Source organism: Opitutales bacterium, from assembly GCA_013215165.1.
Classification (GTDB): Bacteria; Verrucomicrobiota; Verrucomicrobiia; order Opitutales; family JABSRG01; genus JABSRG01.
In genome coordinates this window covers 16,839-40,984 of the sequence record JABSRG010000022.1, presented here as the reverse complement: position 1 = coordinate 40,984, position 24,146 = coordinate 16,839, and the positions used below count along the sequence as shown (strand labels likewise).

Annotated in this window: 26 protein-coding genes and 1 pseudogene; 3 read left to right on the top strand and 24 right to left on the bottom strand. The window is 50.8% G+C overall.

Annotated elements, in window-relative coordinates:
- From HRU10_06525 to flgB, 14 genes are all read right to left on the bottom strand, one after another.
- Positions 1-1,011 carry a FliM/FliN family flagellar motor switch protein gene (locus HRU10_06525; protein NRA26890.1) on the bottom strand — a complete coding sequence of 337 codons (1,011 nt, stop codon included), beginning with the start codon at positions 1,009-1,011 and terminating at the stop codon, positions 1-3.
- A 42-nt stretch (positions 1,012-1,053) separates the two neighbouring features.
- Entirely contained in the window at positions 1,054-1,611 is a 558-nt protein-coding gene (locus HRU10_06520; protein ID NRA26889.1) for a flagellar basal body-associated FliL family protein, read from the bottom strand.
- A 46-nt stretch (positions 1,612-1,657) separates the two neighbouring features.
- Positions 1,658-2,653, bottom strand: coding sequence for a flagellar hook-basal body complex protein (locus HRU10_06515; GenBank protein ID NRA26888.1), 996 nt, complete (start codon positions 2,651-2,653; stop codon positions 1,658-1,660).
- A 39-nt stretch (positions 2,654-2,692) separates the two neighbouring features.
- The gene (locus HRU10_06510) at positions 2,693-3,139 is read right to left on the bottom strand and encodes a hypothetical protein (GenBank protein NRA26887.1); all 447 of its coding nucleotides are present in this window, start codon (positions 3,137-3,139) and stop codon (positions 2,693-2,695) included.
- Between the two features lie 4 nt (positions 3,140-3,143).
- The gene (locus tag HRU10_06505; GenBank protein ID NRA26886.1) at positions 3,144-4,973 is read right to left on the bottom strand and encodes a flagellar hook-length control protein FliK; all 1,830 of its coding nucleotides are present in this window, start codon (positions 4,971-4,973) and stop codon (positions 3,144-3,146) included.
- 125 nt (positions 4,974-5,098) lie between these two features.
- The gene (locus HRU10_06500) at positions 5,099-5,707 is read right to left on the bottom strand and encodes a hypothetical protein (GenBank protein NRA26885.1); all 609 of its coding nucleotides are present in this window, start codon (positions 5,705-5,707) and stop codon (positions 5,099-5,101) included.
- A 6-nt stretch (positions 5,708-5,713) separates the two neighbouring features.
- Positions 5,714-6,169, bottom strand: a complete 456-nt coding sequence (locus HRU10_06495) for a flagellar FliJ family protein (protein NRA26884.1) — start codon at positions 6,167-6,169, stop codon at positions 5,714-5,716.
- Complete coding sequence (locus HRU10_06490) at positions 6,166-7,491, bottom strand: FliI/YscN family ATPase (protein NRA26883.1); 1,326 nt, start codon at positions 7,489-7,491, stop codon at positions 6,166-6,168. The genes HRU10_06495 and HRU10_06490 overlap by 4 nt, the downstream gene beginning before the upstream one ends.
- Positions 7,484-8,110 (bottom strand): hypothetical protein, encoded by a 627-nt coding sequence (locus HRU10_06485; GenBank protein ID NRA26882.1) that lies wholly within the window; start codon positions 8,108-8,110, stop codon positions 7,484-7,486. Before HRU10_06485 ends, HRU10_06490 begins: the two co-directional genes overlap by 8 nt.
- Positions 8,079-9,113 carry a flagellar motor switch protein FliG gene (gene fliG / locus HRU10_06480; GenBank protein NRA26881.1) on the bottom strand — a complete coding sequence of 345 codons (1,035 nt, stop codon included), beginning with the start codon at positions 9,111-9,113 and terminating at the stop codon, positions 8,079-8,081. The genes HRU10_06485 and fliG overlap by 32 nt, the downstream gene beginning before the upstream one ends.
- Before the next feature lie 52 nt (positions 9,114-9,165).
- Complete coding sequence (gene fliF / locus HRU10_06475; GenBank protein ID NRA26880.1) at positions 9,166-10,734, bottom strand: flagellar M-ring protein FliF; 1,569 nt, start codon at positions 10,732-10,734, stop codon at positions 9,166-9,168.
- Between the two features lie 42 nt (positions 10,735-10,776).
- Positions 10,777-11,043, bottom strand: coding sequence for a flagellar hook-basal body complex protein FliE (gene fliE, locus HRU10_06470; protein NRA26879.1), 267 nt, complete (start codon positions 11,041-11,043; stop codon positions 10,777-10,779).
- Positions 11,044-11,252: 209 nt separating this feature from the next.
- Entirely contained in the window at positions 11,253-11,678 is a 426-nt protein-coding gene (gene flgC, locus HRU10_06465; protein ID NRA26878.1) for a flagellar basal body rod protein FlgC, read from the bottom strand.
- A gap of 14 nt (positions 11,679-11,692) precedes the next feature.
- Positions 11,693-12,076: a flagellar basal body rod protein FlgB gene (gene flgB / locus HRU10_06460; GenBank protein ID NRA26877.1), complete on the bottom strand. Its 384-nt coding sequence runs from the start codon at positions 12,074-12,076 to the stop codon at positions 11,693-11,695.
- 329 nt (positions 12,077-12,405) lie between these two features.
- On the opposite strand from flgB, the gene HRU10_06455 reads away from it, so the two are divergent.
- A complete protein-coding gene (locus tag HRU10_06455; GenBank protein ID NRA26876.1) occupies positions 12,406-12,693 on the top strand; it encodes a hypothetical protein in 288 nt (95 codons plus the stop codon).
- Here the strand turns inward: HRU10_06455 and HRU10_06450 are convergent.
- From HRU10_06450 to HRU10_06425, 6 genes are all read right to left on the bottom strand, one after another.
- On the bottom strand, positions 12,668-12,958 hold the full coding sequence (locus HRU10_06450; protein ID NRA26875.1) for a muconolactone Delta-isomerase family protein: 291 nt from the start codon (positions 12,956-12,958) through the stop codon (positions 12,668-12,670). The genes HRU10_06455 and HRU10_06450 overlap by 26 nt on opposite strands.
- A gap of 7 nt (positions 12,959-12,965) precedes the next feature.
- Complete coding sequence (locus tag HRU10_06445; protein ID NRA26874.1) at positions 12,966-13,952, bottom strand: alpha-ketoacid dehydrogenase subunit beta; 987 nt, start codon at positions 13,950-13,952, stop codon at positions 12,966-12,968.
- A 25-nt stretch (positions 13,953-13,977) separates the two neighbouring features.
- The gene (locus HRU10_06440) at positions 13,978-14,952 is read right to left on the bottom strand and encodes a thiamine pyrophosphate-dependent dehydrogenase E1 component subunit alpha (GenBank protein ID NRA26873.1); all 975 of its coding nucleotides are present in this window, start codon (positions 14,950-14,952) and stop codon (positions 13,978-13,980) included.
- Positions 14,953-14,985: 33 nt separating this feature from the next.
- On the bottom strand, positions 14,986-15,480 hold the full coding sequence (locus HRU10_06435) for a VOC family protein (GenBank protein ID NRA26872.1): 495 nt from the start codon (positions 15,478-15,480) through the stop codon (positions 14,986-14,988).
- Entirely contained in the window at positions 15,480-16,421 is a 942-nt protein-coding gene (locus tag HRU10_06430) for a phytanoyl-CoA dioxygenase family protein (GenBank protein NRA26871.1), read from the bottom strand. The genes HRU10_06435 and HRU10_06430 overlap by 1 nt, the downstream gene beginning before the upstream one ends.
- A 364-nt stretch (positions 16,422-16,785) precedes the next feature.
- Positions 16,786-17,571, bottom strand: a complete 786-nt coding sequence (locus HRU10_06425) for a helix-turn-helix transcriptional regulator (protein ID NRA26870.1) — start codon at positions 17,569-17,571, stop codon at positions 16,786-16,788.
- A 354-nt stretch (positions 17,572-17,925) separates the two neighbouring features.
- Between HRU10_06425 and HRU10_06420 the strand changes: the two genes are divergently transcribed.
- Both HRU10_06420 and HRU10_06415 read left to right on the top strand, forming a co-directional pair.
- The gene (locus tag HRU10_06420; GenBank protein ID NRA26869.1) at positions 17,926-18,918 is read left to right on the top strand and encodes a 2-hydroxyacid dehydrogenase; all 993 of its coding nucleotides are present in this window, start codon (positions 17,926-17,928) and stop codon (positions 18,916-18,918) included.
- A 10-nt stretch (positions 18,919-18,928) separates the two neighbouring features.
- Positions 18,929-19,615 (top strand): SDR family oxidoreductase, encoded by a 687-nt coding sequence (locus HRU10_06415; protein NRA26868.1) that lies wholly within the window; start codon positions 18,929-18,931, stop codon positions 19,613-19,615.
- Positions 19,616-19,683: 68 nt separating this feature from the next.
- Here HRU10_06415 and HRU10_06410 read toward each other — a convergent pair whose 3' ends face one another.
- The 4 genes and pseudogenes from HRU10_06410 to HRU10_06395 form a co-directional block, all read right to left on the bottom strand.
- Positions 19,684-20,331: an HAD family phosphatase gene (locus HRU10_06410; GenBank protein NRA26867.1), complete on the bottom strand. Its 648-nt coding sequence runs from the start codon at positions 20,329-20,331 to the stop codon at positions 19,684-19,686.
- A 17-nt stretch (positions 20,332-20,348) separates the two neighbouring features.
- Positions 20,349-20,846: a hypothetical protein gene (locus tag HRU10_06405; protein NRA26866.1), complete on the bottom strand. Its 498-nt coding sequence runs from the start codon at positions 20,844-20,846 to the stop codon at positions 20,349-20,351.
- Between the two features lie 425 nt (positions 20,847-21,271).
- Positions 21,272-21,787, bottom strand: a pseudogene (locus HRU10_06400) (zeta toxin family protein).
- Between the two features lie 198 nt (positions 21,788-21,985).
- On the bottom strand, positions 21,986-24,127 hold the full coding sequence (locus HRU10_06395; protein NRA26865.1) for a DNA polymerase: 2,142 nt from the start codon (positions 24,125-24,127) through the stop codon (positions 21,986-21,988).
- Positions 24,128-24,146 lie beyond the last annotated feature (19 nt).

Here is a 24,146-nt window from a genome sequence, read left to right as displayed (position 1 = left end):
CTAGGTAAGGTTGAGGTTTCGATCCGTTATCTTGACCGCCACTTGTCCTTCGTTAATACCGACCTCGCCCGTAAAGCAGGTCGTATCTTCGACGCGGATTTTCGTCTTTTGAATGATATCACGCGGCAGCTCAATGAGGTCGCCTGGTCTCAAGCTGAGTATATCTGCCACCGATACATCGAAACAGTCCCATTCTGCCACGACGGGCACCTTGATGTCGCTGTAGGTCGAGCGCCATGCCATGGACTTCTCTTTGACGTCGGTACGGCTGTAGGTTTTGGACTCCTCCTGCATCTGCTTGATGATGGGCTCCACCGTATAGTATGGCACCGCCACCTGCATATAGTCGGAGCAGTCGCCAATCGCGGCCTCCATGGTCAAGATGAGCATGATGGCGTCGTGCGGTGATGTTTGAAGAAAACGGCCATTGTTTTCGCGACCCACGATGGAAGCATTGAGCTCGCGTAGGTCTTCCCACTGCCTGCACCACTCCTCCAGGATGACAGAGATGACATCGTCCATTAAGGAGATTTCGATGTCAGTTAGGTAACGTTCCTCGCGCACACTGTGTCCCTTACCTCCCAAGAGACGATCAATAATTGTCATCGCCAAGCGTGGACTCATATCGAGGACACAGACCCCTGCCAATTGCTCTACTTTGAAGAGGACAATATGGGTCGGGTTCGGGATCGCTTCGGTAAATTTTATATAGGGTGTAGTATGCAGCTTAGACATCTTTAGGCTGAAATCCATGCGTAGAAACATGGAGAGCCGAGCTGCTAGGTAGTAAATAAACTGCTCATGCCTTATCCGCACCTGCCGCAACTCGATCTCCGTGAGGAAGACCGGATTACGAAAGTCATAGGTCTCGATGTGGATGTTGGACGCGTCCTCATATTTGACTCCTTGGGGCGAGTAAATGTCACATGCTGGAGAATCATCGCCACCCGCATCAGCCATGAGCTGATCGATATCAGACTGACTGAGAAAATCAGCTCCAACATCGCCCATATCTTCTGGATCAGGTGGCATCATAACAAATCTATGGAGTAATTATTGAACTACGAACTCGGAGAAATAGAGGGACTCGACGATGCGTTTTCTGAGTGCCGCTTCGAAGGAACCTATCAAGTCGTTGCGGATGACATTCTTGATTCCCGCATCTTCGAGGTCCTGAATCGTCAGCGCCGCTAAAACTCCGATTGCTGCGTCGATCAGTTTAGTCCGGTTTTTCTCCATGGTCGCTGTAAACTCGGGATCCGAGCCCTCGACCATAAAACTGACCTTTACGTAGCGACTTCTCATCGAACCAGCGAGATTCGCGATAATACCATCGAACTCGTAGGATGCAGGTTCAGCAATACCTTCCTCCGAGCTCTCTGCAGCAGAGGGAGCACTGCTTTCGCCCCGGCCTTTTTCACCCTCGGCCATCACGCCACTCTCTTGAATCGTCTCAGCAAGCGCTGATTTCATTCCCGGGATAAGCATGAACTGGGTCATCATGAAATTGATCACTGGCAATATGATGACTATTGCCAGCACTGGGATGAGTGGGCTGGGACCCTTGGCTCCACCCGCTTCGGGTAGATCTTCAACAGCTTCGTCGGCCATAATAACAAAAGTTTAGGGTAAATGGGCTCAGGCCCGTAGATCTCTATTATCGTTTCAAGTTTACGACTTCCTGGAGGATGTCGTCCGATGTGGTCACCAACCGGGCTCCAGCTTGGAAGCTCCGCTGGGTAGTAATGATGTTTGAAAACTCTTCAGTCAGATCGACGTTACCGGCCTCCAATGCACCAGATCGAATCGTTCCGGTTCCGTTGGTCCCTGGGGTGAAGAGATTTCCAGAATTTTTCTGACCTGCCGCTTCAAAGCCAGTATACAAGCCACTCCCCTCTTTCTTGAGTGCCTGCTGGTCGACAAAGTCGGTCATCTGGATCGTTGCAATTTGGAAGCTCAGTCCATTCGTCAAGAGCGCGTTCACCTCTCCGGAAGGACTAAAAGCCACCGATGCTAGCGTTGGAGCCGCGGCCGCAACATCTGCATCGGCGATGCCACCGGGAACTGCCGTACGGTCAATACTGAAAGCACCCGTACCCACCGTGAAATCTGGCACGGTAGCACTGACGTTTCCTGAAGTAGCAGGAGTCACAGTATCCGCTGGGGTAGTCGACAAGGAGAAGATCAAGTTATCGGCTGAAGTACCGGAAGCTACCAAACGAACTGAGCCACCGTTGAGTCCTTGGACTCGATACCCTTCCTGGCTCACAAGGTTATTGTTGTCGTCAAACTTAAAGTTACCTGCCCGTGTAGCGTAATTAGTCCCCGAGACAGGGTCCTGTACTTTGAAGTAGCCATTCCCAACGACTGCTAGATCCGTATTGATTCCAGTTTGGTTGACGGGACCTTGAGTAAAATTAGTCGAAATGGAATTAACCTGGACACCGGTTCCGATTTGTACCGCCGGTGTATTCGATGCAGCACCCGATGACGGTGTTGAATCGCGAATCAGCTTGCTGAATGTATCTTGGTAGGTCGTTCGAGAACCTTTGAAAGCAACGGAGTTTACGTTGGCGATGTTGTTACTCACAACCTCAAGGCCACGAGTATAGGATTTAAGGGCGCTGACGCCACTGACGAGGGATCCGATCATAGTATTATCTCCTTTGTTAAATTAAGGGAGGTTAGGGTTTTAAGAATCTTGTTGCTGGTTACCGGAACTAGGCAGGGAAACACGGGTGATCGCTGAGGATGGATATTCTACCCCATCGATGGTCAGAACGATTTGCTCATCCACCTCAGCAACAGATTGGACAATGCCACTGATCTCCTGCTGGCCATTGAAGACTGTCGCCTCTTGCCCAAGGTAACCCTGGGCCGAGGCCATGCGCTCTGTCCCCGCGAACAGGGCGAAGGTGTCGTTCAGCGTTTGCATCTGCTCGAGCGAGGAGAAGCTCGCCATCTGGGCGATAAACTCGGTATCCTCCATGGGCTTGAGAGGATCCTGATTCATTAACTGTTCAGTCATCAACAAGAGGAAATCTGAGGAACCGAGTTCCTGCTGAGGGATTGGATTAGTCCGTTCTTCAGTTTGTTGAAGGACGTTGGGCGTGTTTTGAACTGCGCTGATATTTGACATGGGCTTATCCTTGTTGTGAGCCGGTGAGTTGGCTGAATTGATCATCAAATGAGGTGTGCTCTTGCTCGTTTTGCGGCTGTGGTCTGCCGAACTGTCCACGTCGACGGTCCTCTGGATGGTCAGGTTGACGCTGTTGTTGATTTGAATCTCCAGCGTTTTGTTGATTTTGAGATTGAGATGACTGACCGCTGTTTCGGTCTTGAAATGCTTGTTGTTGTGCGGGCTGTTGTAAGCTCTCAACTACGGGAGCCATCAACCGGACGCCTCGGTTATTTGCCGCGTTTTGAAGACTATCCCAGTTTCGAGCTAGCGTATCGCGGAGCTCAGCGGATGCTGTAGCAAGACGCACTTGAAGGCCTCCGTCTCGCTGAATCATCTGAATATCTACGCGCTCACCTCCGGGAACCTGGATGCTGAAACGCATCCGACTGGATGAGGTCTCCTGGATGGTCTGAAGTGCGGTTTGAACAGCCTTTACAGCCTCTATCCGGTTGTTCCCGACGGTTTCAGCAACCTGTCGCGTATTGAGCAGGTTGCCCACATCTGCCTTGGCCAATGAGTTTCCATCAGCTTTGGCGAAAAGATGCTCCGTATCTTTCCCAAGATCGGTAAGGCGCGTCGTCATCGACTGAAACGAATTTGACGCCAGCTGAGCTGTGAGACGATTTGGGGTCGGCTTCGTTTGCTCGATCACCGAAGCACCCTTGCCATTGACACGAAGAGGGGGGATTTCTCCAAATTTACTGCCTGTACCATCACGCATTGATTGTTGGTTAGCACTCGGTGTTCCCTCAACCCCTTGACCCTTCTTTACCTGTTGACCATCAATGTTTTTTAAATTCTCAAGATTGGCATCAAAAACACTCTTGGCAGTTTTTTCCGCCTGTTCTACAGTGGGGATTTCGGCCATTTTTGCCTGGTGGGCTTGAACTGCCTTTAGCTTCTCCTGAGCTTGAATCAGATTTTCTGATTTTGGGTCAGAAGCCTGTGTCTGCTGACTGGCTTGAGCCCTAATTGGTTTTCCCTCAATAGCTTTGTTAGCTTCGTTCGTTGCGATTTTCAGGCCTTGCTGAATCGTTCCTAATTCCTCAACCACCACCGTCTGCTTGAGGGCAGGATTCGCTGTTGAAGAAATTTGTGTCTTAGCTTCGCTTGGATTCTGTATTTGCTGTCTTCCCACCTGAGTGGTTCCGCCGGCTTGAGCCAAGGCCTGCTTTATTACAGATACCGCGCGGTTACCCAGGTGTTGCAGCTTATCAAACAAGGATTGAGATCCAACGCTTTCTGATTTCGTAAGTAGAGGCTGTGTTTTTGCAGGCTCGACATACTCTCGAAGCGTCTGAATCAGCTCAGCCAGTCCATTCTGTTTCTCAACACCCGCGACAGACTGGGCCTGAATTACATTCAAATCGAGCCCGTCCACAACTTGCTGAATAAAGGGACGTAGCTGCGGCTGCGTTTCGATAAGCTTACTGAGCATAGCGACCACAGCTTCCAGCTCTTCGGAATTAGCTTGTTGGCTCTGCTCAATCTGCTGAACCCAGCCCTTCAAATCGCTCGAACTGACGCTATCATCCGAAGACTGATCGGTGATCTTTGCGGCTCGCTGTTTAGCAGTAGTTGGATCTGTATCAATTGAATCAGATTCTTTCGCACCGCTTCCGCCACCTCGGCTTACTCGAGTCTGCGATTTGTCTGTGGCGGACGCAATTGAGGGGTCTTTGAATGAATTAAGCGCATCTTCAAACGACGCACTCGACTCGGTATCAGGAGCCGTTGCATCATACTTCTGCGACCGGACTACCGGTGATGACGATGCAGGGCTGGATGACATTTTGGGCGCAACCGGAGCGGCTATGGGAGATCCTTGCATGGAATGGTTTCATGAGATTTCCGTCCCTGGAAAGTTGAATTGTGCTGAGCGGCCTGCCTCCTTGCCCGTCGCCCAGATGGGTCTGATTATTTCTTCTGTTTCTCCAAAAGTCGGAGACGTTCTGAAAGTGAAGCTACGCGACGGACCTTGGCCGGGTCGTTGTTTCCCCGGGCCACCATCTGCTCGAAGATGCCAGAGACCGTCTCGGTGTTCATGAGCGAAAGGAGTTTTGCGACGAAATAGTCGTCCATTTCCTCAAAGACAGAGACGACCATCTCTGGAGGCATACCCGTGTAGGTATCGGCCAGGGTCTTGAGGTTACGCGCCTCGCTCTCCTCCACCCGAGTGATACGATCTATCAGCTCATCTTGGTAGGTCTCGATCTCTTGCTTTAGCCGAGCCACCTCGCGGCGCTCGGCATCAACCCGTGTCTCGATCTTGCTGATAGCCATCTCACGCTCTTCTAACCGTGTTTTCTCAGCCTGAAGGTCGTCGATCAGCGATTCGATCTGTGTCGTGCTAAAATCCCAAAAAGGGACATGAGGCGACTTTTGTGTCGGGTCACGCACCGGCTCGGGTTTCGGCCAGGCAGACATGACCGCACTTTTGCCATTCATGAAGGCCACGGTAAACGTTCCCACATTCACGATAAGGGCAAGGAGCGCGAGCACCCAGTATGATCTAAAAATGTCCATCGTTCCCTAAGCTTGCGAGCCTGCTGTCCGCGCGTGGCGGGTCATCGCTATCTCTTCTAACTCCAGCTCCTCTCGACGGCGCATCTCCTCGTAAAACTCGTCTTCTTTCTTTTGTCGCAAGCGATCCACCATCTCGCGCTCCGCCTTGGCATTGAGGAACTCTGTACGGAAAGCAGCTTCTTTATCCAGCGCCTCCTTGAGTGCGTTCTCGGTCTCTTGAATCTCGTCACGGATAGACGCGAGCGCCACGAAGTCGTGCTGAAACTGCCATGCGTCCATCCCATGTTCACGCCGCTCAACCTGCTGTTTCTGAGTCATGACAAAGAAGTTCTTCAGATCATCTAAACGCTGCTCGACGAGCTGGCGCTCCTGCATACTCCGCGCGTAGGCATCGAGTGCTTTCTCCTCGGCGTTGGATTTGAGCGAAAGAAAACCCTGCAGTTTAAAGTTAAAACGTCTCATGCTAATGCTCCTTTTAATTGTGCTATGGTATCATCCCTTGCTTCCAGGTAGTCGAAGTGTTGTTTTAGAAATTGCATCAAAGGGTCATGTCTCTGGATGGCTCGATCCAATCTGGGCTGAGTCCCCTGGGTGTAGGCGCCTACCTGGATCAGGTCTTCATTCTCTCTGTAGAGCGCCAAGAGGTCGCGGGCTTCCGCCATCAGCGCCTGCTCTTCTTCACTGCATATGCGTCGCGTTAACCGACTGACACTGTCGAGAACATCGACCGGTGGGAAATGGTTTGCTGCTGCCAACTTACGCCGAAGTACGATATGTCCATCCAAGATACCACGTACGGCATCGGCAACGGGTTCATTCATATCATCCCCCTCAACAAGAACCGTATAAATACCGGTAATGGAGCCGCGATCACTGTTACCCGCACGTTCTAAAAGCCTGGGTAGCAAAGCGAATACTGACGGGGTGTAACCTCGGCTCGTAGGCGGTTCGCCCACAGTCAAGCCGACCTCGCGCTGCGCCATAGCAAAGCGCGTCACGCTATCCATCATCAACATGACGTTGGCGCCCTGATCTCTGAAAGACTCAGCAACACTTGTGGCCAATAATGCAGCTCTCAATCGAAGGGGCGCAGAGTGATCCGAAGTCGATACCACCACCACGCTCTTCTTCATCCCTTCCTCCCCCAGATCTTGCTCTATAAATTCCCTGAGCTCGCGACCCCGTTCACCGACGAGGGCGATCACATTGACATCGGCAGCGCTTCCGCGAGCGATCATACCGAGAAGCGTCGATTTACCGACCCCACTACCGGCAAAAATTCCGACACGCTGTCCGACGCCCAAGGGCGTAAATGCATCGATTGAGCGCACACCTGTCTGGAAGATCTTATCGATTCCCTGGCGGCTCATAGGGTTGGGGGCGCTTGCATTCAGAATTCGATCCTCAAAGTCGCAACGCAGCGGGCCTCTTTCATCTAGGGGCCGCCCTTGACCATCGATCACTCGACCTAACAACGCATTTCCCACAGGAATTCGATTCTGCCCAGGTGCCAGCACAGTCGCACAGCCTGGGTGAATATTTCCCATATCTGTCAACGGCATCAAGAGAACCGTTTGGTCACGAAATCCCACCACCTCTGCCATGGTAGACTCAGATTTGCGACCGGACTTGAGCTCACAAATGTCGCCGACCGCGACATCAGGACCTTCGCTTTCAATGAGTAATCCAGAAACACGCACCACGCGGCCCACTTTTTCAACCGGATTTAGGCCATCGAGGCGGCTGTGAATCCAGCTTTTACGCTCTGCCAAAAGATCAATCATCACTCACCTTTTCGCCTTCTAATGCCGCGCGAATATGCTTGATACGCGTACCGACCGAGGCGTCTACAAGGCCATATTCTGTATTAAGTATACAATCTCCTGTACCGAGGTTCAGATCTCGCTCGACCCGAATGCCGCCGTGGCTGAGCTCTGAAGAGGTTCCTTCTGGATCCATCATTTTGTTTAAGAGATCGAAATCACGCTCTCCAACCTTCACCGAAAGGACCCGTTCCTCACCGCCATTTTCAGCCACTAACTGGTCAATAAGCAGCTTCACCTCATCGACCTCGAAACGGGCCGTCGGCAACGCCTTGCGGGCGACCTCGACAACAAGATCTGGAAGCATTTCGGAGATGCCTGCACACAGTTCCTGGAAACGTTGATCAATGGATCCGAGCACGTCATCATGGAGCGTCTGAAGCTCATTCCGATACTCGAGTATTTGAGCATTGTGACGTTCTGAAGCAGCCGCCTCTCCTGCGGCAAATCCCTCTTTCTGAGCAACCTCAAGCTGCTCAGGGTGCACAGGTGGCGGCCCGAAGTAAGATAAATCGATCCCGTGAATGGGGCGATTCAACTTCAAAGTCTTACATGAGAACGCCACCGTCTGCTCCTCCATCGAGTTGAATTTCGCCCTCTTCTTCGAGACGGCGGACAATCTGGATAATCCGATCCTGCGCTGCCTCGACCTCCTTGAGTCGAACCGGCCCCAGCATCTCGATCTCCTCCTTCAGTGTCTCGGCTGCACGCTTGGATACCGATCCATAGATAGATCCCTGCAACGTGGAGTTGGCAGATTTCATAGCTACTACGAGATCCTGCATATCGATCTCGCGGGTGATGCGCTGTAAGTCGCTGACTTCCAGACCCGCCAAATCGTCGAAGCTGAACATCTTCCGCTTGATCTGCATGCCCAATGCGGGATTGCGCTCTTCCAGTGTGGCGAGCAAGCACTTTGACACATCTTTGTCGAGCAAGTTGAGGAGGTCTGCCACTGTCCGTACGCCGCCACTTTGGTGACGACTTGTCTTCTGCTTGATATCGAGGTGACGCTTAATCGTTTGAACCACCTTGGCCACGTGCTCAAGCGAGGTCATCTCCATGGCACCTAAACGCTCCACCACCTCTTCGCGTATCTCCGGAGACAACATCTCGATCACTTCGGCCGCCTTGTTGATATTGAGATAGCTTATAATAAACGCGATCGTTTGAGACTGCTCGTCGCGTATTAGATTATAAATCTGCCGCGGCTCCATGTCGCCGATCTCTTTGATCACCTCAAGGGAGTTCCCAATCGGCGACAGGCGGCTCAACAGGGAATTAGCTTTAAAGTCTCCCTTCGCCAACTCGAGAGTGCGGTGGGCAAAGCCAGAGCCACCGAGCACGGATCCCAAACTACTCATAATGACGTCCGAGAACTCATTGAGGACCTTGTCCTTCAGGTCTTTCTCGATCATTTGATACTTGGTGATCTCGCGGCAAATGGCCTCTACTTCATGGTCTTCAAAATGATTGATTAGTGCCGCCGCAGCCTCCGGTCCAATGACGATCAGAAACAGCGCAATCTTTTGTATTTTATTACACTGATCGTATTCGATTGGCTCGAAATTTTGTTGGGTCATCTGGTTGCTCATAATGGCGTCTCCTCCTTGAGTGCGTGCTTAATTCCTGCGGCTATCGCTTCTGGTTGGCACCGACCCAATTCTTAAGGGCCGTGCTAATGTTTTCTGGACGTTCTTGAATCAGCTCGTTGAGAAATTCTGGAGTGATGTGTGCTGCCCCTTCAGCGACCTCGAGTTGTTTCTGAGCGGCGGCGGCATTGCGCTCCTCCATGACTTCAACGTCGATCGAATCGGGTTTGTAGCGTTTGAGCATCCGCAGAAACATAGCGAACATGACCACTGCGATACCCACGCCAACCGCGTTACGCGCAATTTCGCTCCAGTTCATCATAAGTGGACTCTGCTCAGCTGGCGGAGCAATGACCGGCATGACAAATGGCTTTTCTGCAATAGTTACAAGTTCGTCTAAATTGGCCCCAGGCGCAGGGATGATGCCGAGTGAATTGATCACCATCTGGCGAATCTTGTCCAGCTGGGCCTGGTCACGAGCCACGGGCTGAGCGTCCGCCGCGTCTCCATCCATAATCGAGGCGATTAGGACGGCTGCCTGAATATTAGCGATCCCTCCAGGCATCTGGACTGTCTCGCGTATAGTACGGTTTATCTCATAATTTATGGTGCGTGTAGTACGCTCGTCTTGTGAGGTTTCACGGGGGCGCGAGGAAATATTTTCCCCGTCCGGGAGGTTACTGGTCAGACCGGCAGCGGTGCCCCCTGTCTCATTAGATGATGTGGATGTGTCCTCGGTGACGGATTGATTGCGCACGACAGAACCCTCGGGATCGAAGAGTTCCTCAGAGAGCGTTTGTGTCGAAGTATCCAGCTCAACTGAAACACGCGCGATCACGTTGCCCAGTCCAACAATCGGTGTGAGCATCGATTCGATTTTATTGGCATAGTAGCTTTCCAGCTTTTGCTGGTGCTTAAACTGCCCGGAAGCCCCGCCAACCAGGCCCTCGTTTCCGAGGTCCTGAGACAGGGCGTTCCCCATACTGTCGACGACAGCGACTTCTTGGACATCCAGGCCCTCGACAGCGTTGGCCACAAGAAAGCGGATGCTGGACACTGCCCCTTCGTCGAGCATGGCTCCCCCGGTATCGACAAACACAGAAGCTGAAGCGCCCGAGTTGTTCTCGTTCAAGATCATGCGGTTCTCCGGGATCACCACCATAACACGAGCACTGCGCACACCGCGGAGCTGAGAGATGGTACGGCCCAACTCACCCTGAATAGCTCTCAGGTAGTTTGTGCGCTGAACAAAGTCTGAGATACCGAAGTTCCCTTTATCAAAAATCTCAAAGCCGACTGTCCCCCCGTTCGGAATGCCCTCTGCCGCCAAGCGCATACGGATTCCATGGACTTGGGAGTCCGGAACAAAAATAGCAGAACCGCTTTGCTGCAGCTGATATTCGACTCCCGACTCTTCCACGACGCGAACGACTTCGGCCATTTCCCGTGCATCGAGCCGACCATAGAGCAACTGCATCCGAGGACGAGATGACCAAAACATGATGGCAGCCATACCAATGAGCACGCCTGCGACAGAGAGGATGATCGAGACCTTTTGATTGATCCCGAGTGAGGTCCAGATTTTAGAAAACTGCTGAATGAAATTGCCCACGATATCAGAGATTTAGCCCGTAATTGGAGATCAGGATTCTGCTTAGATGCTCATGCGCATCAGTTCTTGGTATGAATCCATCAGTTTGTTACGCACTTCGACCATCAGGTTGAAGGCGACTCCAGCTTCCTGCATCGCGATCATGCTTTGGTGTAAATTGTCGCTCTCTCCTGCCATCACCTCGTGGGCCATCGCGGCACCGTGTTTACGCATGGAGTTTACTTCATTAAGAAAGTCAGATACCCCTCTTCCTGGATCGAGCGTCCGCCCTGTTGGGAGTTGCGCTCGGTCCCCACTCACAATGCCCATGGGATCTAGGGCTTTACCTTCGAACTGCTCTTGAATGTCTTGCGGGCTGAACGATTTGACAAATTCCTCAACATCTAACGGTTTGTTAGGAGCCGTCTTTTCCCGGAGTGCTTGAGGTTGGGTCTGAACAAAATTCTGGCTGAATCCTTCGATGGAACTGAGTATGGACATAATGGAATAGAAGTTGGGATTTGAAAAGGTCTTGGGATCTAGCCGCGCCCGATTTCAAGGGCTTTGCTGGCCATCTGGCGGGAGGCAGACACTACTTTTAGATTGGCCTCGTAAGCGCGGGTGGCAGTGATGAGGTCTACCATCTCACGCGACAGCTGCACGTTGGGCATTTGTACCATCCCCTCTTCATTAGCGTGGGGATGCTGGGGATCGTAAATTTGGGGACCGGGCGTCTCGTCTACCCCAATTTCGGACACCTTGATCTTCTGAACAGCATCGGCCCCATTCGTACTCTGGGCATTGTTCATGGCCTGTTCGAAGACGACAACCCGCCGCTGATACGCTTGACCGTCGAAATCGCGGGTCGTTTGCGCATTGGCGATATTTTGGGCGATGATGTCTAACCGTAGACGCTCGGCATCAAGGGCGGACTTTGTGGCATCAATGCCAGGAATCAGCGACATACTCATGGGCTACCTCACATGTTTTGGCCCTTGATGGCCATGTTGAGACGTTTGATTGAGCTGCTCACCATCTGTTGAGCGAAATCATGGCGGAGGGAATTCTGATTCATTTCCAGTAACTCACTTTCAAGGCTAACGTTATTGCCATCTGCACGTTCTGGGAGGTTCCGAGGATCTACCTCCAGCGTCGGGCGCAATTCCTTGATGCGCTCGATATCCTTTGCAGCGACTGCCTTGTGCAGCTCGGCTTGAAAGGCTCGCGCCACTTCGATGCGCTTGTATCCAGGGTTTTCGAAATTTGCTATGTTACTCGCCAGGGCCTTGTGCCGCTCGTGGGTCACATCCATCATCTGTTTGGCGATCTGGTAGTTGGCTCGGTTATGCAGTGCTTCAAGCATACGACCCACTCAACAGCTCGCGTGCCATTAGAATTGGCACGCACACAACACACTCTACATCAGTGTTTTAAAATTTCTTGATTTAAGCTTATCAAAATCAAAACTTCAAGGTGGCATTTTTTTCCGAGACGCAATGAGGAGCCAAAAAGATCAAAAGAGCCCTCCAAACGCGAACGAAACACTGAGTCTAGACTATGCTAGATCTGGAGTAGATGGAAGGACCCAAGACAAGCTGAGACCCGGCATTTCGGGGGCAGATAAACCCATCCCAGGATGCCGATGTGAAAGCCGGTTGACTCGGATACTGGCACAGTTACTAAGCTGCACAGATGAAAAATATCACGGTTAAGGTGGATGAGGCTACTTACCATCATGCCAGAGTGAGAGCAGCTGAGGCAGGCACGTCGGTCAGTGCAACGGTCCGCGATTTCCTAAACGGACAGGTGGAAGCCCCATCGAACCGGGAAGCACGCCGTGTCCAAGCTATGGAAGAATTCTTTGCCGTTGCTGAAGCCCAAGCCGAATACAATCGAAAGCCTGTGGAGCCCGTGCGCCGCGAAGAGATCCATGAGGAGGCTACAGACGGAGCCTTCATGGTAAACCAGACCGATGAGTAAGCGGATGAGTCTCCAGCTCGGTAATGACAATCTCCATAAAAGTATACAGTGGCAGCGACCTCAGACACTCATCGAGCTCAACGCGATCTCTTACATCATATAACGAAATATTGGCTCTTTTTCCAGAAATCCTCCAGATAGACACCAACTTACCCGACTCCATCAAACGCGTTCCCTGCTGAAATTCCTTAGAATATAGATTGTCAGTCGCCTCGGCGGAAATGTTGTCCGACAAATTAATGTGTATCTGACAATGAAACAGCATAACCGAGTCACTGAGCTCGTGTATCTAACACCTCACGCACGGCCTGTAATATAGACTCTTCGCCGGGTAATACCTGCTTCTCTAGCTCCCGGCTGTAGGGAATCGGACAGTCCCATGCACCCACACGCACGATCGGGGCATCTAAATAATCGAAACAATGCTCTTGAATCTGGGCCACCAACTCTGCTCCGGGACCATAACGACGATGAGGCTCATGGGCGACGACCAAACGATTGGTCTTGCGCACCGACTCAAAAATCAACGGTTCATCGAGCGGAACTAAGCTCCTCACATCGACCACCTCGACCTCCTTACCCTCTCGTGACAACTGCTCAGCAGCATCCAAAGCAAAGTGTAGACAACGCGACCAACTGACGATTGTCGCATCGGTCCCCTCTCGCACAACCTTCCCCTTTCCGATCTCTTCAATATCGTCCTCGTCAGAGATGTCGCCACTCATCGGATAAAGCATCTTATGCTCAATAAACAAAACCGGATCATCATCCCGAATCGATGCTTTTAATAGCCTCTTCGCATCGCTGGGAGTCGAGGGAATCACCACCTTGAGTCCTGGAATATGGGCGAACAAGGCTTCGAGACACTGAGAATGCTGAGCACCATTGCCTCGAAATCCACCCATTTGGGTTCTTATCACGAGGGGCACCTTTACTTGCCCTCCACTCATATATCTAGCCTTGGCGATTTGATTTATAATCTGATCTGCCGCCACAAGCGTAAAATCGATCCACATGATTTCCACCACAGGACGATAGCCATTCATCGCAGCGCCCAAAGCTGCTCCTAAAAAGCCAGTTTCCGAAATAGGCGTGTCTATTACACGCTCTCCCCCGAAACGCTCCCACAACCCGCTCGTCACCTTGAAAACACCTCCGTAAAGCCCTATGTCCTCTCCCATCAAAATGACACGCTCATCACGCTCCATCTCTTCTGCTAGAGCCTCGTTTAGGGCCTTATTATATAGCACACGCCTCATAAACTTATCTCCTCAGTCTAACATCCTATGATGAAAAGACATCTTCAGTAATTTGTTCTAAAGGTAACTCCACTCCAGAGCGTGCCCAATCGACAGAACGCTTTAACTCTTCTTCCACCCTGTCCTCAGCTGCCTTTAGTTTAAGCTCGGTATCTGCCCCCTTTGAGGACAATCCATCGCGATAAGTCTTCACCGGGTCACGTGCTGTCCATTCCTCGACCTCCTCTTTGCGGCGATAGACTTCTTGGTCGCCTATCATGTGTCCCAGCAACCGATAAGTCATAGCTTCGATGAAGACAGGACCGCCCCCTTTCAACATCCGCTTTCGCTCTTTTGAAACGACTCTATACACCTCCTCGACCTCATTTCCGTCGATCCGAATTCCTCTCACCCCATGCCCCCGAGCACGCTCCGTTAACCGGTCCACCGCAACTGAGTCCTCTAAAGGAGTCATTTCACCATAAAGATTGTTTTCGCAGATAAACATCACTGGAAGCTTCCAAACAGCAGCCAAATTCAAAGCCTCATGGACCGCCCCCTGATTCGTCGCTCCATCTCCAAAGACAGTCACTGCGATCCTGGGCAGATCTGTAGCACCCAGCTTGGCAGCATCCAATTGCGCCGCCAAACCAGCTCCCGCAGCAATAGGTGCTCCGGCACCGACAATTCCATTGGCGCCCAAAATACCCAGCGCCGGATCACATAGATGCATCGGACCTCCCTTACCCTGACAGATGCCGTGCCCCTTTCCCAACACTTCACTCAACATCTTGGCTCCGTCACCACCCTTAGCCAGAAACCAACTCCGGCCTCGATACGTAAAGGTAATTTGATCCTCAATAGCCAAGGCCTCGCACACTCCTACTGCCACAGCCTCTTGACCCACAGCCGGGTGGATGGACCCGCCGATGAGTCCCTCTTTGTACAGCTCTATCGCCTCCTCTTCATATCTTCGGATTAAATACATCCGTTCATAGAAACGGACACGGTGCTCATCCATTATTCGGGTGCTCACAGTCTTACCGCCATTCACTTATGCTGTTTCTCCAACGCGCGCAGAGCTTAATACACTCGCAGGCGGCTGAAGTAATTCTAAGGTAAAACCATCTGGGTCGCGGAAATAACACGCATACCCTCCCGCATTCCTGCCAGCAGTCAGTGCCACTGGCTCAGATACGAATTTTACCCCGGCCTGAGATAACCTGTCGTGCTGTGCATGAATATTATCCGTGCACAAAGCTAAGTGAGCCGCCAAGACATGATTGGTTCCTTCGGTATACGTTTCGCCTTTCGGAGATACATATTCCAACAGTTCAAGCATATGACCACTCATCCCAGGGTGATGGCCTGGCAGCTTCAACATCGCGACCTTCAAGTGAGCACCCGCATAACCCACTAATTTTTCAGTGTATGCGTTTTGCTGCACTTGCTCGTGAACTAATTCGAAGCCTAATAGCTCCGTGTAGAACACGACAGACTTCTCCAGGTCAGAAACCGTCCATGAAAAATGCCAGGGCTCTAAGATCATTAGCTGACCCCTGCTGCTACTTCCTGATGACTGAATTGCTTAAACTTCCAAGCAGGGGATCCGACTCTTTCGTCCGTGCTTAATGGATGCTGTTCCAGACTCATTCCCTTGGGGAGATACGGCACTTCACCACGCGCATAATCACAAAATAAGCGTCTCCATACACACGCTGCTAACATGCGTTTCTTGTGATCAATCTCCAAATCGTAGTCAGGATCGCATTTTTGAGCAAAGTCGATCAAGGCCTCAGACCAGTATGAACATTGCAACCCGCGTCTCATGGCACCGGAGGTTTTCCAAGAACCATGCAGCACGAGATGGTTGTGGATCAACATATCCCCAGGCTTCAGAATGGCAGGGACTGCGCCCTCTGTATTAAAGGGATTCTGCAGCTTCTTCCGCATGACCATAGCTTCCTCATATTCCCACTTATGGCTCCCTGGGACAATATACATGGACGTCTCCTCAGTGTAGGGATCTAGCGCCATCGACATCGCCGCGATTGGAAAGTTAGACCAGTCCCAAAAACCCTCAGCTCCCTCAGGAATATACTGCCAATCTCTATGCCAAGGCACTTCTGCCCCGCTATTCTCTAACTTAAATACCATGGTGTGGGTCGAAACCGGAAGAAAGCGCTCTCCACACAGGGCTTCGATGGCCTGTAATAGCCTAGGATTACCCAAAAACGGCACGTAGGACTTCATCTTTTCACCCATCCAATGGATGCGGTACGGTATTCCTTCTGAATTATAAAACCATTCGCCCTCTCCCTGCGGTTGTTCGCGGCTCATGTAATTGATCACGTCCATGGTTTCATTTTGCAACACATCCAGCTCTTCTGGTTGTACCACGCCACGGACAATTAGGGCTCCAGCGTCACATGCTAACTTGACGTCTGCCTGAGTCACGCGAGCTCCGTTTTTGATTTCTGGTATCGTCATTGTCTCTCCGGGTTTTCAGTTCTTCGATTTCCCATGGATTTTAAAGACCTCGATTTAAGTCAGTTGGGGGAGTGATCGAACTTACCATCATAGTTCTTCATTCCGAAGTGCACCATGATTCGAGGGCTCATTGTTCATGTAATATCCGACCTCAATGGATACTATGTGATTCAAGAAAACGGGACACGAAAACGTAGGAATATGGCTCTCATCGATTATACTTTGAGCTTTTGAGCGACAATTGGAAAACGACCATGAAGCACATCGCGCGAAGCGATGGTCACAAGTGAACCCGAAAACGCAGATCGTATCTTTAAGAACAGGTAGGTTTTGTCGCCTAATCTACAGTCGATTTTTCCTCGACTTATCCAGAAGACTTATCCCGCCATGCTTTCGGGCTCACTCCTTGATACTTTTTAAACTGATGACTGAAGGCAAATGCATCGTGGTAGCCTAGTTTCGCCGCTATTTCGGCAACAGGCATCGTGCTTATTTCGAGAAATGACCTCGCCATTTCCAATCGGGTTTCAATGAGAAATCTTCCGGGCGATTGGCCAATCTGACGCGTGAAAACACGCGTAAAATGGGTTGGACTCATGCCAACGATATGAGCCATTTCCTTGATAGACCAGCGATTCTGTGGTTTCGCTCTGACCTTACGGATCAGTTGGTTCATGCGCCGGGCATGATATTGGTCATTTTCAAATAAGGAAATTTTAGCCTTTGAGGGCGTAGAAAGTAAATCCAGGAGAGCACTGAACCAAGACTGCGTAACGGATTTCTCTTTCTCTTTGAAAGACTGTGTCAGGCGATAGAGGAGCTGTTCGACGAACAGGATGTCTGGAATACACTGATGTTCCTTCAGGGGGGGATGGGGAGAAACGGGCTGGAAGTATATCCACGCGAGCGCCCATGTATCCGTCGTCAGGTTTTGAATCGAGTAGTCATGTTCATGAAGATGGATCAAGTAGGTCTCACCTCGAGTAAGTATCTTTTCATGACCAGGGCGTCGGAAAACTCCCTTACCATCGAGTGTGATCCCCAGGATGTATCCAGACCACGATTGTAATTGATCTTTAAACGCATAGGAAAAATCCGGCGGGCAATAGAAGATGTGTGCACTCTTTAAGACGTAGTCGATCGATTCCATGAGCGGATACTACCTCCTTATCAGGAGATGAATGTGTGGATAATTATGTCTATCGATCCGAGCCTCATAGGATTTCCTCAAGGGAAAGCGAAGCATGAAGCAGTATTCAAAACACTTCCATGCCGAAAATATGACTCAATTAGTGATCCTATTGATTTTCAGAGACTCTTGCTAAGGCTCGGAACTGAAGGTCAATGCCGCTTGCTTATGACCTTCCTCATTTTAACCTTCGTGGTACCCGCAAAGCTGTTTGCGCGTTTTGCGTTTTTCGGAAAGACACGGGCACCCCAGAAAAATCGGACTGAATGCGAGGAACACCTCTTTGATGTGCTGGTTTATCCACAATAAAAATCCATGAAAATAGCCGTATTCAGCTCAAAACGCTACAACCGTATTTTTCTCAGCCAAATCAACGAAGCGAAGCATGAAATCATGTTTTTTGAGGAAGCTCTTAAAGCTCAAACTGCGAAGCTGGCCCAGGGTTTCGATGCTGTCTGCATCTTTGTAAATGATACTGTTTGTGCCGAAACAATCGCCTGTCTGAAATCCGAAAAAGTCGGCTGCATCGCGCTGCGTTGTGCTGGTTTTAACAATGTGGACCTCAAAGCCGCGGAAGCGGCAAATATCTCAGTCTTTCGCGTGCCACGCTATTCACCCCACGCCGTTGCAGAGCATACAGCCGCGCTACTCCTCGCCGTAAACCGCAAAATCCACCGTGCTCATAGTCGAGTGCGTGAGGGCAATTTCTCCATCGATGGCCTCCTCGGTTTTGATCTTCACGGCAAGACGATCGGGCTCATCGGCTCTGGGGCTATTGGTACAGCAATGGCACGCATTGCTCTCGGCTTTGGAATGCGCGTATTGATGCATGACCCATATCCCAGCGCAGAATGTCAAAGTCTGGATGTAAATTGGGTCGGCATTCCCGATCTGATCTTACAAGCCGACATCATTTCTCTACACTGCCCCCTACTCCCATCGACGCATCACATCATTGACGACTCATTAATCGAGCAAATGAAAACGGGAGTGATCATCATCAACACCAGCCGTGGTGCCTCGATAGACACTAAAGCTCTGATTCGAGGACTGAAAGCGCGCAAGATTGGTGCCGTGGGCTTAGACGTCTATGAGGAGGAAGAAAACCTCTTTTTTGAGGACAGATCTGACCAGATTATCGACGACGAAGTCTTTAGTCGCCTACTCACCTTTCCTAATGTCCTAATCACCTCACACCAGGCTTTCTTTACCGAAGAAGCTCTGGAAAGGATCGCTTCTGTAACCCTAGCAAATCTTGAAGCTTGGAAAAATGGCGACCCCTTGGAAAATGCCGTGAATAGTATATAGGTGTCCGAATATGGAAACCATCGTCATCACCGGTGCCAATCGAGGCATTGGACTCCAACTCGTTAAAATTTTCGCGACGGCCGGGTATCGTGTGATCGCCACTTGCCGTGACATGAGCAAAGCAGCTTCTATTCTCGCATTATCTTCTGCCCAGCCCATCCGCGTCCTACCTCTCGATGCAAGCGACTCTACCTCCATCGCAAATTTCTGTTCCGAGGTATCGGATGAGACGATCGACATCCTCATCAACAATGCCGGAGTTAAAGGTAATGATCCCGATCGCCTCACCTCATCGGACGCGGACGGATGGCTAGAAGTCATGCGTATTAATACCATCGCGCCTATGGAAATCACCCAGGGCTTATTGCCTAGTTTACGGCGATCCCAGCGTCCACGAGTGATCACAATCTCTAGCCAAATAGGGGCCCTGGAGCTTTCGGGAGCCGGATGGCACGCCTATCGCAGCTCCAAGGCAGCAGTAAATAAGGTCATGCAAGTCATAGCTCAAGAACTCCGATCCGACGGTATCATCGTCTGCCCCGTTCACCCAGGCTGGGTCCAAACTGATATGGGCGGCCCAACAGCTGATCTGTCAGTAGAAGATAGCGCCTCAGGGCTATTCGACCTGATCACTTCGATGACAATAGATCACTCTGGCCGCTTTTGGACGTGGGACGGACGCGAACATCCGTGGTGAGTATCGCCGAGGCCTTCGACTACCGAAGCTGAGAGCCGCGTAAGAATTCTCGCACTTCCTGATGCTTATCAAAAACGATACCCAGGCACAGATTCTAAACTCTCCAAGATGATCACCCCAGCCTTGTGCACATCGTCCGCAGTAGGAACTTGATCAGGAATCTGCACGACGGTCATTCCTGCAGCATGAGCCGAGCGCGCACCGTTATTGGAATCCTCAAAAGCAAGACAACGCTCAGGAGATTTACCCAGCCGCTCAGCAGCCAGCAAAAATATCTCAGGATCTGGCTTGCTATAGGTCACTTGGTCCCCGCCCACGACAACTTCGAAATAGCCAATCAACTCATAGGCATTCAGGTGACGCTCCGCAGTCTCGGTACTTGAGGAGGTCGCAACGCCCATCGGCCATCCAAGATCCCTGAAATAATTCAGAGCGACAAGGACACCGGGCCGCAGAGGAATACCATTATCAGCAAGTAATCGAAACTCCTCATTCCACACCGCAAAATATTCATCCACCCCACATTGTCCCTCCAGCGCCTCAGCCAGAATTTCCCGGGTCTTCTCTATCTTTGTCCCTACGCAAGCCTCATAGACCTCTCGGGAAAAGCTTACCCCGATTTTCTCACACGCTACTTCGCTCGCCACCAGGGCGACTCGCTCCGTATCCAAGAGCAGACCATCCATATCAAAGACAACGGCGTCGAACTGTTTCATGTGTTCATGATCTACACTCAGTCCTTCTCGTCAACCGACTGCCAGAGTTCAAAAGTAAATCGCTCAACAGACGTTTCGGTAAACTTCGCCGGATCTACCTCGCCAAAAGCGACCGTCTTGAAGGAATCTCCAGTCAATTCTATGATGTTTTCAACTGCCGGAAAGTTACTGAACCACATATCAGGATAGCTGCTTTCAAGATCATGGTAGAAATACTTTCCATCTTTGATCCACCAAATGCCGCGCACATAATCGACATATTTTTCGCCAGCATCCATCCCTTTATAGACAATCTCGTAGGTACCATCTGCCTTGCGATCAACCTCATATTCGTCCTCGCCAGACTTGCCGTGCCATTTCCCGATAAGTGTCTTCTCTACTTCAGTTAAATCCTCGCTACGTCGATATTCGAAGGTTTTATCGGCTAGCGCGTGACTCACCGTTTCGATGGCGAATCCAAAATACGTCGGGCAAAGAAAAGAGAGGAATACAATGAGATTTAAAGGATGGTTCATCGTCGAAATAGATCTAGCCAATTGAGAAGTTACCAAGATGTAAGCCTACTTTAGAAATAGAAGTTGTTACCATGGCAACCCCGGAGGCATCCGCCTATCCGTCATTAGTATTCTCCAGAAACCATGTACAATGCGTGGCTGGATAGTGGCAATGAAAACGTCCACAAGCACACTGAAGCTTTCCCAATGCCCCACTCCTTTTGGGCTTCTGGCTCCCGATCTGTTCTAACATCTGAATTTGCCGCTCTGACAAATCCTAACGAAATGATAGATCCTATCCGGTTTTATCCGATTTCGGCAAGCCAGGCTCCAGGTATACCAATTTACCGTCCCGCCAAATTGGAAGCTTCAATCCGAAGCGCCGCGCGCGCGCACGCGCCGTTTCGCCCGCTCTGTTTAATCCCCTGATCACAGCTTCTTGTGCCTTATTCATCCGAAGTCTGTAGTATTATCGATCCTTCGCCACTATTGTCGATAACCATCCAATCATCAGCGAGCGCCTTGTAATAATTCTCGAAATTCAACCATCCACGAAGAAAACGACGTCAAATATCCACCTCAGGAACATCATGCCCTCCTTCTATTACCCGATTTCTGACACGTTGTATTGCGAGTCCAACTGAGCTTAGCCTTAGGAAATAGATTACAATGCGGTAGTCCATGGCCTTAAAGGCTTCCAGCCTACGCACATAACCTCTCCCACTGAGTGTTGACTCAAAGCAGAATGACAAACCTGCTTTTGAAAACTCGTTCATTCTACGAAAAACGGTCTTCCCTGCCTCAACACGGGCTAACTCTGGCCGCAGAGGCGACAAACCTTTTGCGATTAGATCAGCGTTAATAAAATGAGGACAATTCAGCTCCTGAGTGAGGAAAGCTTCAGCGAAGGTCGTTTTACCAGCCCCATTGGGACCGGCAACTATGTAACATGTCCTAGGCATTGGATGGACTCATTTTCTGCAGAATTACGTATCAAATCGATAATTGCCCGTAAATTAAGGCTGCGGGAAGTTACAAACCAATCAGGAAAACAGAAATTCATTCTAATGTCGCAAGTACTCCACTCCTTTTTGGGCTTCTGGTTCCCAATTTGTTCTAATTCCTCGCATTCGAGAGCCCCGTCTCGACAGAGTGCTTTACTACAAGAATTCGGCATAACGTTTCAGCCAGTCTTTGATCTTTTTCTTGTAGGCCTTCGCGTCATAGGGGCAAGTGATCGGATCGTATGCATCGACGGGCTGAGCGCGCTGCCAATCGGCTGTTTGCCCTTTCTCTTTGAGACCAAGGAAATAGGTAACGGGATCCCCCATGCGAGGTTGAGGATTGAGTCTCAGCGCAACTTCGAGTGAGGCACGACGCGGTTTACCGCCGCCTTCGATCACTTTACGGTAAGTCTCGGGATTTTGACTCAAAAATTCAGTCTTTACCACCCGCTCCACTGGCAGAGCCAGTTGGTCTATCTCTTTTTCTAACGCCTCAGCGCGTTCAACCGGGGATTCTGTGGACAGGCCCAGGACGTAACGCAGGAGGCTATCCGTAAGATCTTTGAGAATGGGTTCGATACCCCGTGACCGCAGAGCAGATCCTTTGATTGTGATTTTACCGTCTTGAGCTAAAGCATAATTTTTCGCTTTATAACAAAACATTGAGGAATAACTACCATCGAATTCTAAATCGATACCCTCGGGCAGCGGCGCAGACACACGTGCGAGGAGATCTTCCGGCTTATCGAAATAAGTCTCGCTACTAACATAGATACCATCGGTGTCTGCTTCCAACACCGTGCAACCTTCGGCCCGGAATGTATCGACAAGCGTCTGCAACAACTCACGTCCACGGCGTGTCACCTCTCCCGCTAGATCACTGTCTCCAAATTTTGCCCCAGGAAAGCCTAGGTAACCATAGAAGGAATTAATGAGGATTTTATAACTGCTTTGTCGTGCATCATATTCGCGACGTTCAGCGTCCGTATCCGCCGTTTTTGCTAAACGCTTGTACTCCAGGCGTTCACTACGCAGCTCACGCAGCATAGGAATAAATGCATTCAGGTCATCGGCAGCTGGGCCACGGTCGATCAATAACAATAAACTGGGGTATAACGATGCCACATCGTAATGCAGCACGTGCCGAAACACTCCGGTTTCGAAGCTATGAGAGAATGCCCCTTCGAAGCTATGGCTCTCCAAAGGATCGGGGAGTGCTTGCTTTGCATGAAAATATCGATCTAAGAAAAGCAGATCCACTTTCCCCCCCGTCCCACGCAGCGTCGCTTCCTGGAGCAAGATCGGAAATCCCTGAGTCTGCGCTAGATAAGTCGGCAAGAGTATATCTGCGACCCCAGCAGTCTCACGCAGATCGTCGAGTAAATAGGCTCGAAATTGCTCACGATCCTCACGGAACACCTGGGCGATGGCATCGCCTTCAATGTAAGTGCGGTTATCGTCTGGTGTTGTTACCCCCAGTCCGATAGCGACATCTTTTAGTCCATAACCGGGCAAGCTGCGCGCTGTTATATCATAGACCTGGACCAAAAGATAGGTGTCTATGACCGTGCGTCCGGGGATGTCGCAACGTGGAAAATCAATCCAGCGCTCGGCTATGCGCATGCGGCTATTCCTGAAACTGGCCTCCGCGCCAAAGCGCCCCCATTCAGTTTTCACTCGAAATCGCCGGCAGCGGGTTTTGATAAAATTGAGGTCGAAGCGGAAGATATTGTGCCCTTCCACAATATCTGGGTTCCATTTCCGTAACGTCTCGCCAAATAACTTCAGGAGTGCACGTTCAGCCTGATCCGTTTCCTCCTCAAGCTCGAGTGTAACTTCTTTGTCCCGCATACGCATACCGATGGCTAAAACTCGGTCTTCCTTTTGAGTCGGATCACTAAATCCACCCGGCCGTCCACAACTGGTCTCGATATCGACCTGGCAACGCGTCACACCATCGATTCCCAGTCCAACAAACAAACGCTGCTTCTCCGCAATCAACACTTGATGCTCGAAAGGCTTGAGCACTTCGGTCACCGACCGAAAGTCACGTTCCCTTACCGTTTCCACATAGGTTTCGAAATCGCCAAAACTCCACAATCGATTCCAACGGCCGGCGCCCTTCAGGGCCTCAATCTCTCCCGAGTCCGCATCAAAGCCTTCAGTCGCCCACAGCCAAAACCGACCGGCCTCTTGCGTTTCGCGGTAGACATGGCCGTCGATCGACCGCCAACCTCGATGAATGGTGCCACCTTTATCAACCCATACCCCCACGAGGGCTTCCTTTGCTCCTGTCATACCCTTTCCCTAGAGGGGT

What these genes read in the sequence shown, in the direction of transcription:
- HRU10_06525 (NRA26890.1), bottom strand. Translation starts at nt 1,011, where the DNA reads ATGGGCGATGTTGGAGCTGATTTTCTCAGTCAGTCTGATATCGATCAG.
- HRU10_06520 (NRA26889.1), bottom strand. Translation starts at nt 1,611, where the DNA reads ATGGCCGACGAAGCTGTTGAAGATCTACCCGAAGCGGGTGGAGCCAAG.
- HRU10_06515 (NRA26888.1), bottom strand. Translation starts at nt 2,653, where the DNA reads ATGATCGGATCCCTCGTCAGTGGCGTCAGCGCCCTTAAATCCTATACT.
- HRU10_06510 (NRA26887.1), bottom strand. Translation starts at nt 3,139, where the DNA reads ATGTCAAATATCAGCGCAGTTCAAAACACGCCCAACGTCCTTCAACAA.
- HRU10_06505 (NRA26886.1), bottom strand. Translation starts at nt 4,973, where the DNA reads ATGTCATCCAGCCCTGCATCGTCATCACCGGTAGTCCGGTCGCAGAAG.
- HRU10_06500 (NRA26885.1), bottom strand. Translation starts at nt 5,707, where the DNA reads ATGGACATTTTTAGATCATACTGGGTGCTCGCGCTCCTTGCCCTTATC.
- HRU10_06495 (NRA26884.1), bottom strand. Translation starts at nt 6,169, where the DNA reads ATGAGACGTTTTAACTTTAAACTGCAGGGTTTTCTTTCGCTCAAATCC.
- HRU10_06490 (NRA26883.1), bottom strand. Translation starts at nt 7,491, where the DNA reads ATGATTGATCTTTTGGCAGAGCGTAAAAGCTGGATTCACAGCCGCCTC.
- HRU10_06485 (NRA26882.1), bottom strand. Translation starts at nt 8,110, where the DNA reads ATGGAGGAGCAGACGGTGGCGTTCTCATGTAAGACTTTGAAGTTGAAT.
- fliG (NRA26881.1), bottom strand. Translation starts at nt 9,113, where the DNA reads ATGACCCAACAAAATTTCGAGCCAATCGAATACGATCAGTGTAATAAA.
- fliE (NRA26879.1), bottom strand. Translation starts at nt 11,043, where the DNA reads ATGGGCATTGTGAGTGGGGACCGAGCGCAACTCCCAACAGGGCGGACG.
- flgC (NRA26878.1), bottom strand. Translation starts at nt 11,678, where the DNA reads ATGTCGCTGATTCCTGGCATTGATGCCACAAAGTCCGCCCTTGATGCC.
- flgB (NRA26877.1), bottom strand. Translation starts at nt 12,076, where the DNA reads ATGCTTGAAGCACTGCATAACCGAGCCAACTACCAGATCGCCAAACAG.
- HRU10_06455 (NRA26876.1), top strand. Translation starts at nt 12,406, where the DNA reads ATGAAAAATATCACGGTTAAGGTGGATGAGGCTACTTACCATCATGCC.
- HRU10_06450 (NRA26875.1), bottom strand. Translation starts at nt 12,958, where the DNA reads ATGCTGTTTCATTGTCAGATACACATTAATTTGTCGGACAACATTTCC.
- HRU10_06445 (NRA26874.1), bottom strand. Translation starts at nt 13,952, where the DNA reads ATGAGGCGTGTGCTATATAATAAGGCCCTAAACGAGGCTCTAGCAGAA.
- HRU10_06440 (NRA26873.1), bottom strand. Translation starts at nt 14,952, where the DNA reads ATGGATGAGCACCGTGTCCGTTTCTATGAACGGATGTATTTAATCCGA.
- HRU10_06435 (NRA26872.1), bottom strand. Translation starts at nt 15,480, where the DNA reads ATGATCTTAGAGCCCTGGCATTTTTCATGGACGGTTTCTGACCTGGAG.
- HRU10_06430 (NRA26871.1), bottom strand. Translation starts at nt 16,421, where the DNA reads ATGACGATACCAGAAATCAAAAACGGAGCTCGCGTGACTCAGGCAGAC.
- HRU10_06425 (NRA26870.1), bottom strand. Translation starts at nt 17,571, where the DNA reads ATGGAATCGATCGACTACGTCTTAAAGAGTGCACACATCTTCTATTGC.
- HRU10_06420 (NRA26869.1), top strand. Translation starts at nt 17,926, where the DNA reads ATGAAAATAGCCGTATTCAGCTCAAAACGCTACAACCGTATTTTTCTC.
- HRU10_06415 (NRA26868.1), top strand. Translation starts at nt 18,929, where the DNA reads ATGGAAACCATCGTCATCACCGGTGCCAATCGAGGCATTGGACTCCAA.
- HRU10_06410 (NRA26867.1), bottom strand. Translation starts at nt 20,331, where the DNA reads ATGAAACAGTTCGACGCCGTTGTCTTTGATATGGATGGTCTGCTCTTG.
- HRU10_06405 (NRA26866.1), bottom strand. Translation starts at nt 20,846, where the DNA reads ATGAACCATCCTTTAAATCTCATTGTATTCCTCTCTTTTCTTTGCCCG.
- HRU10_06395 (NRA26865.1), bottom strand. Translation starts at nt 24,127, where the DNA reads ATGACAGGAGCAAAGGAAGCCCTCGTGGGGGTATGGGTTGATAAAGGT.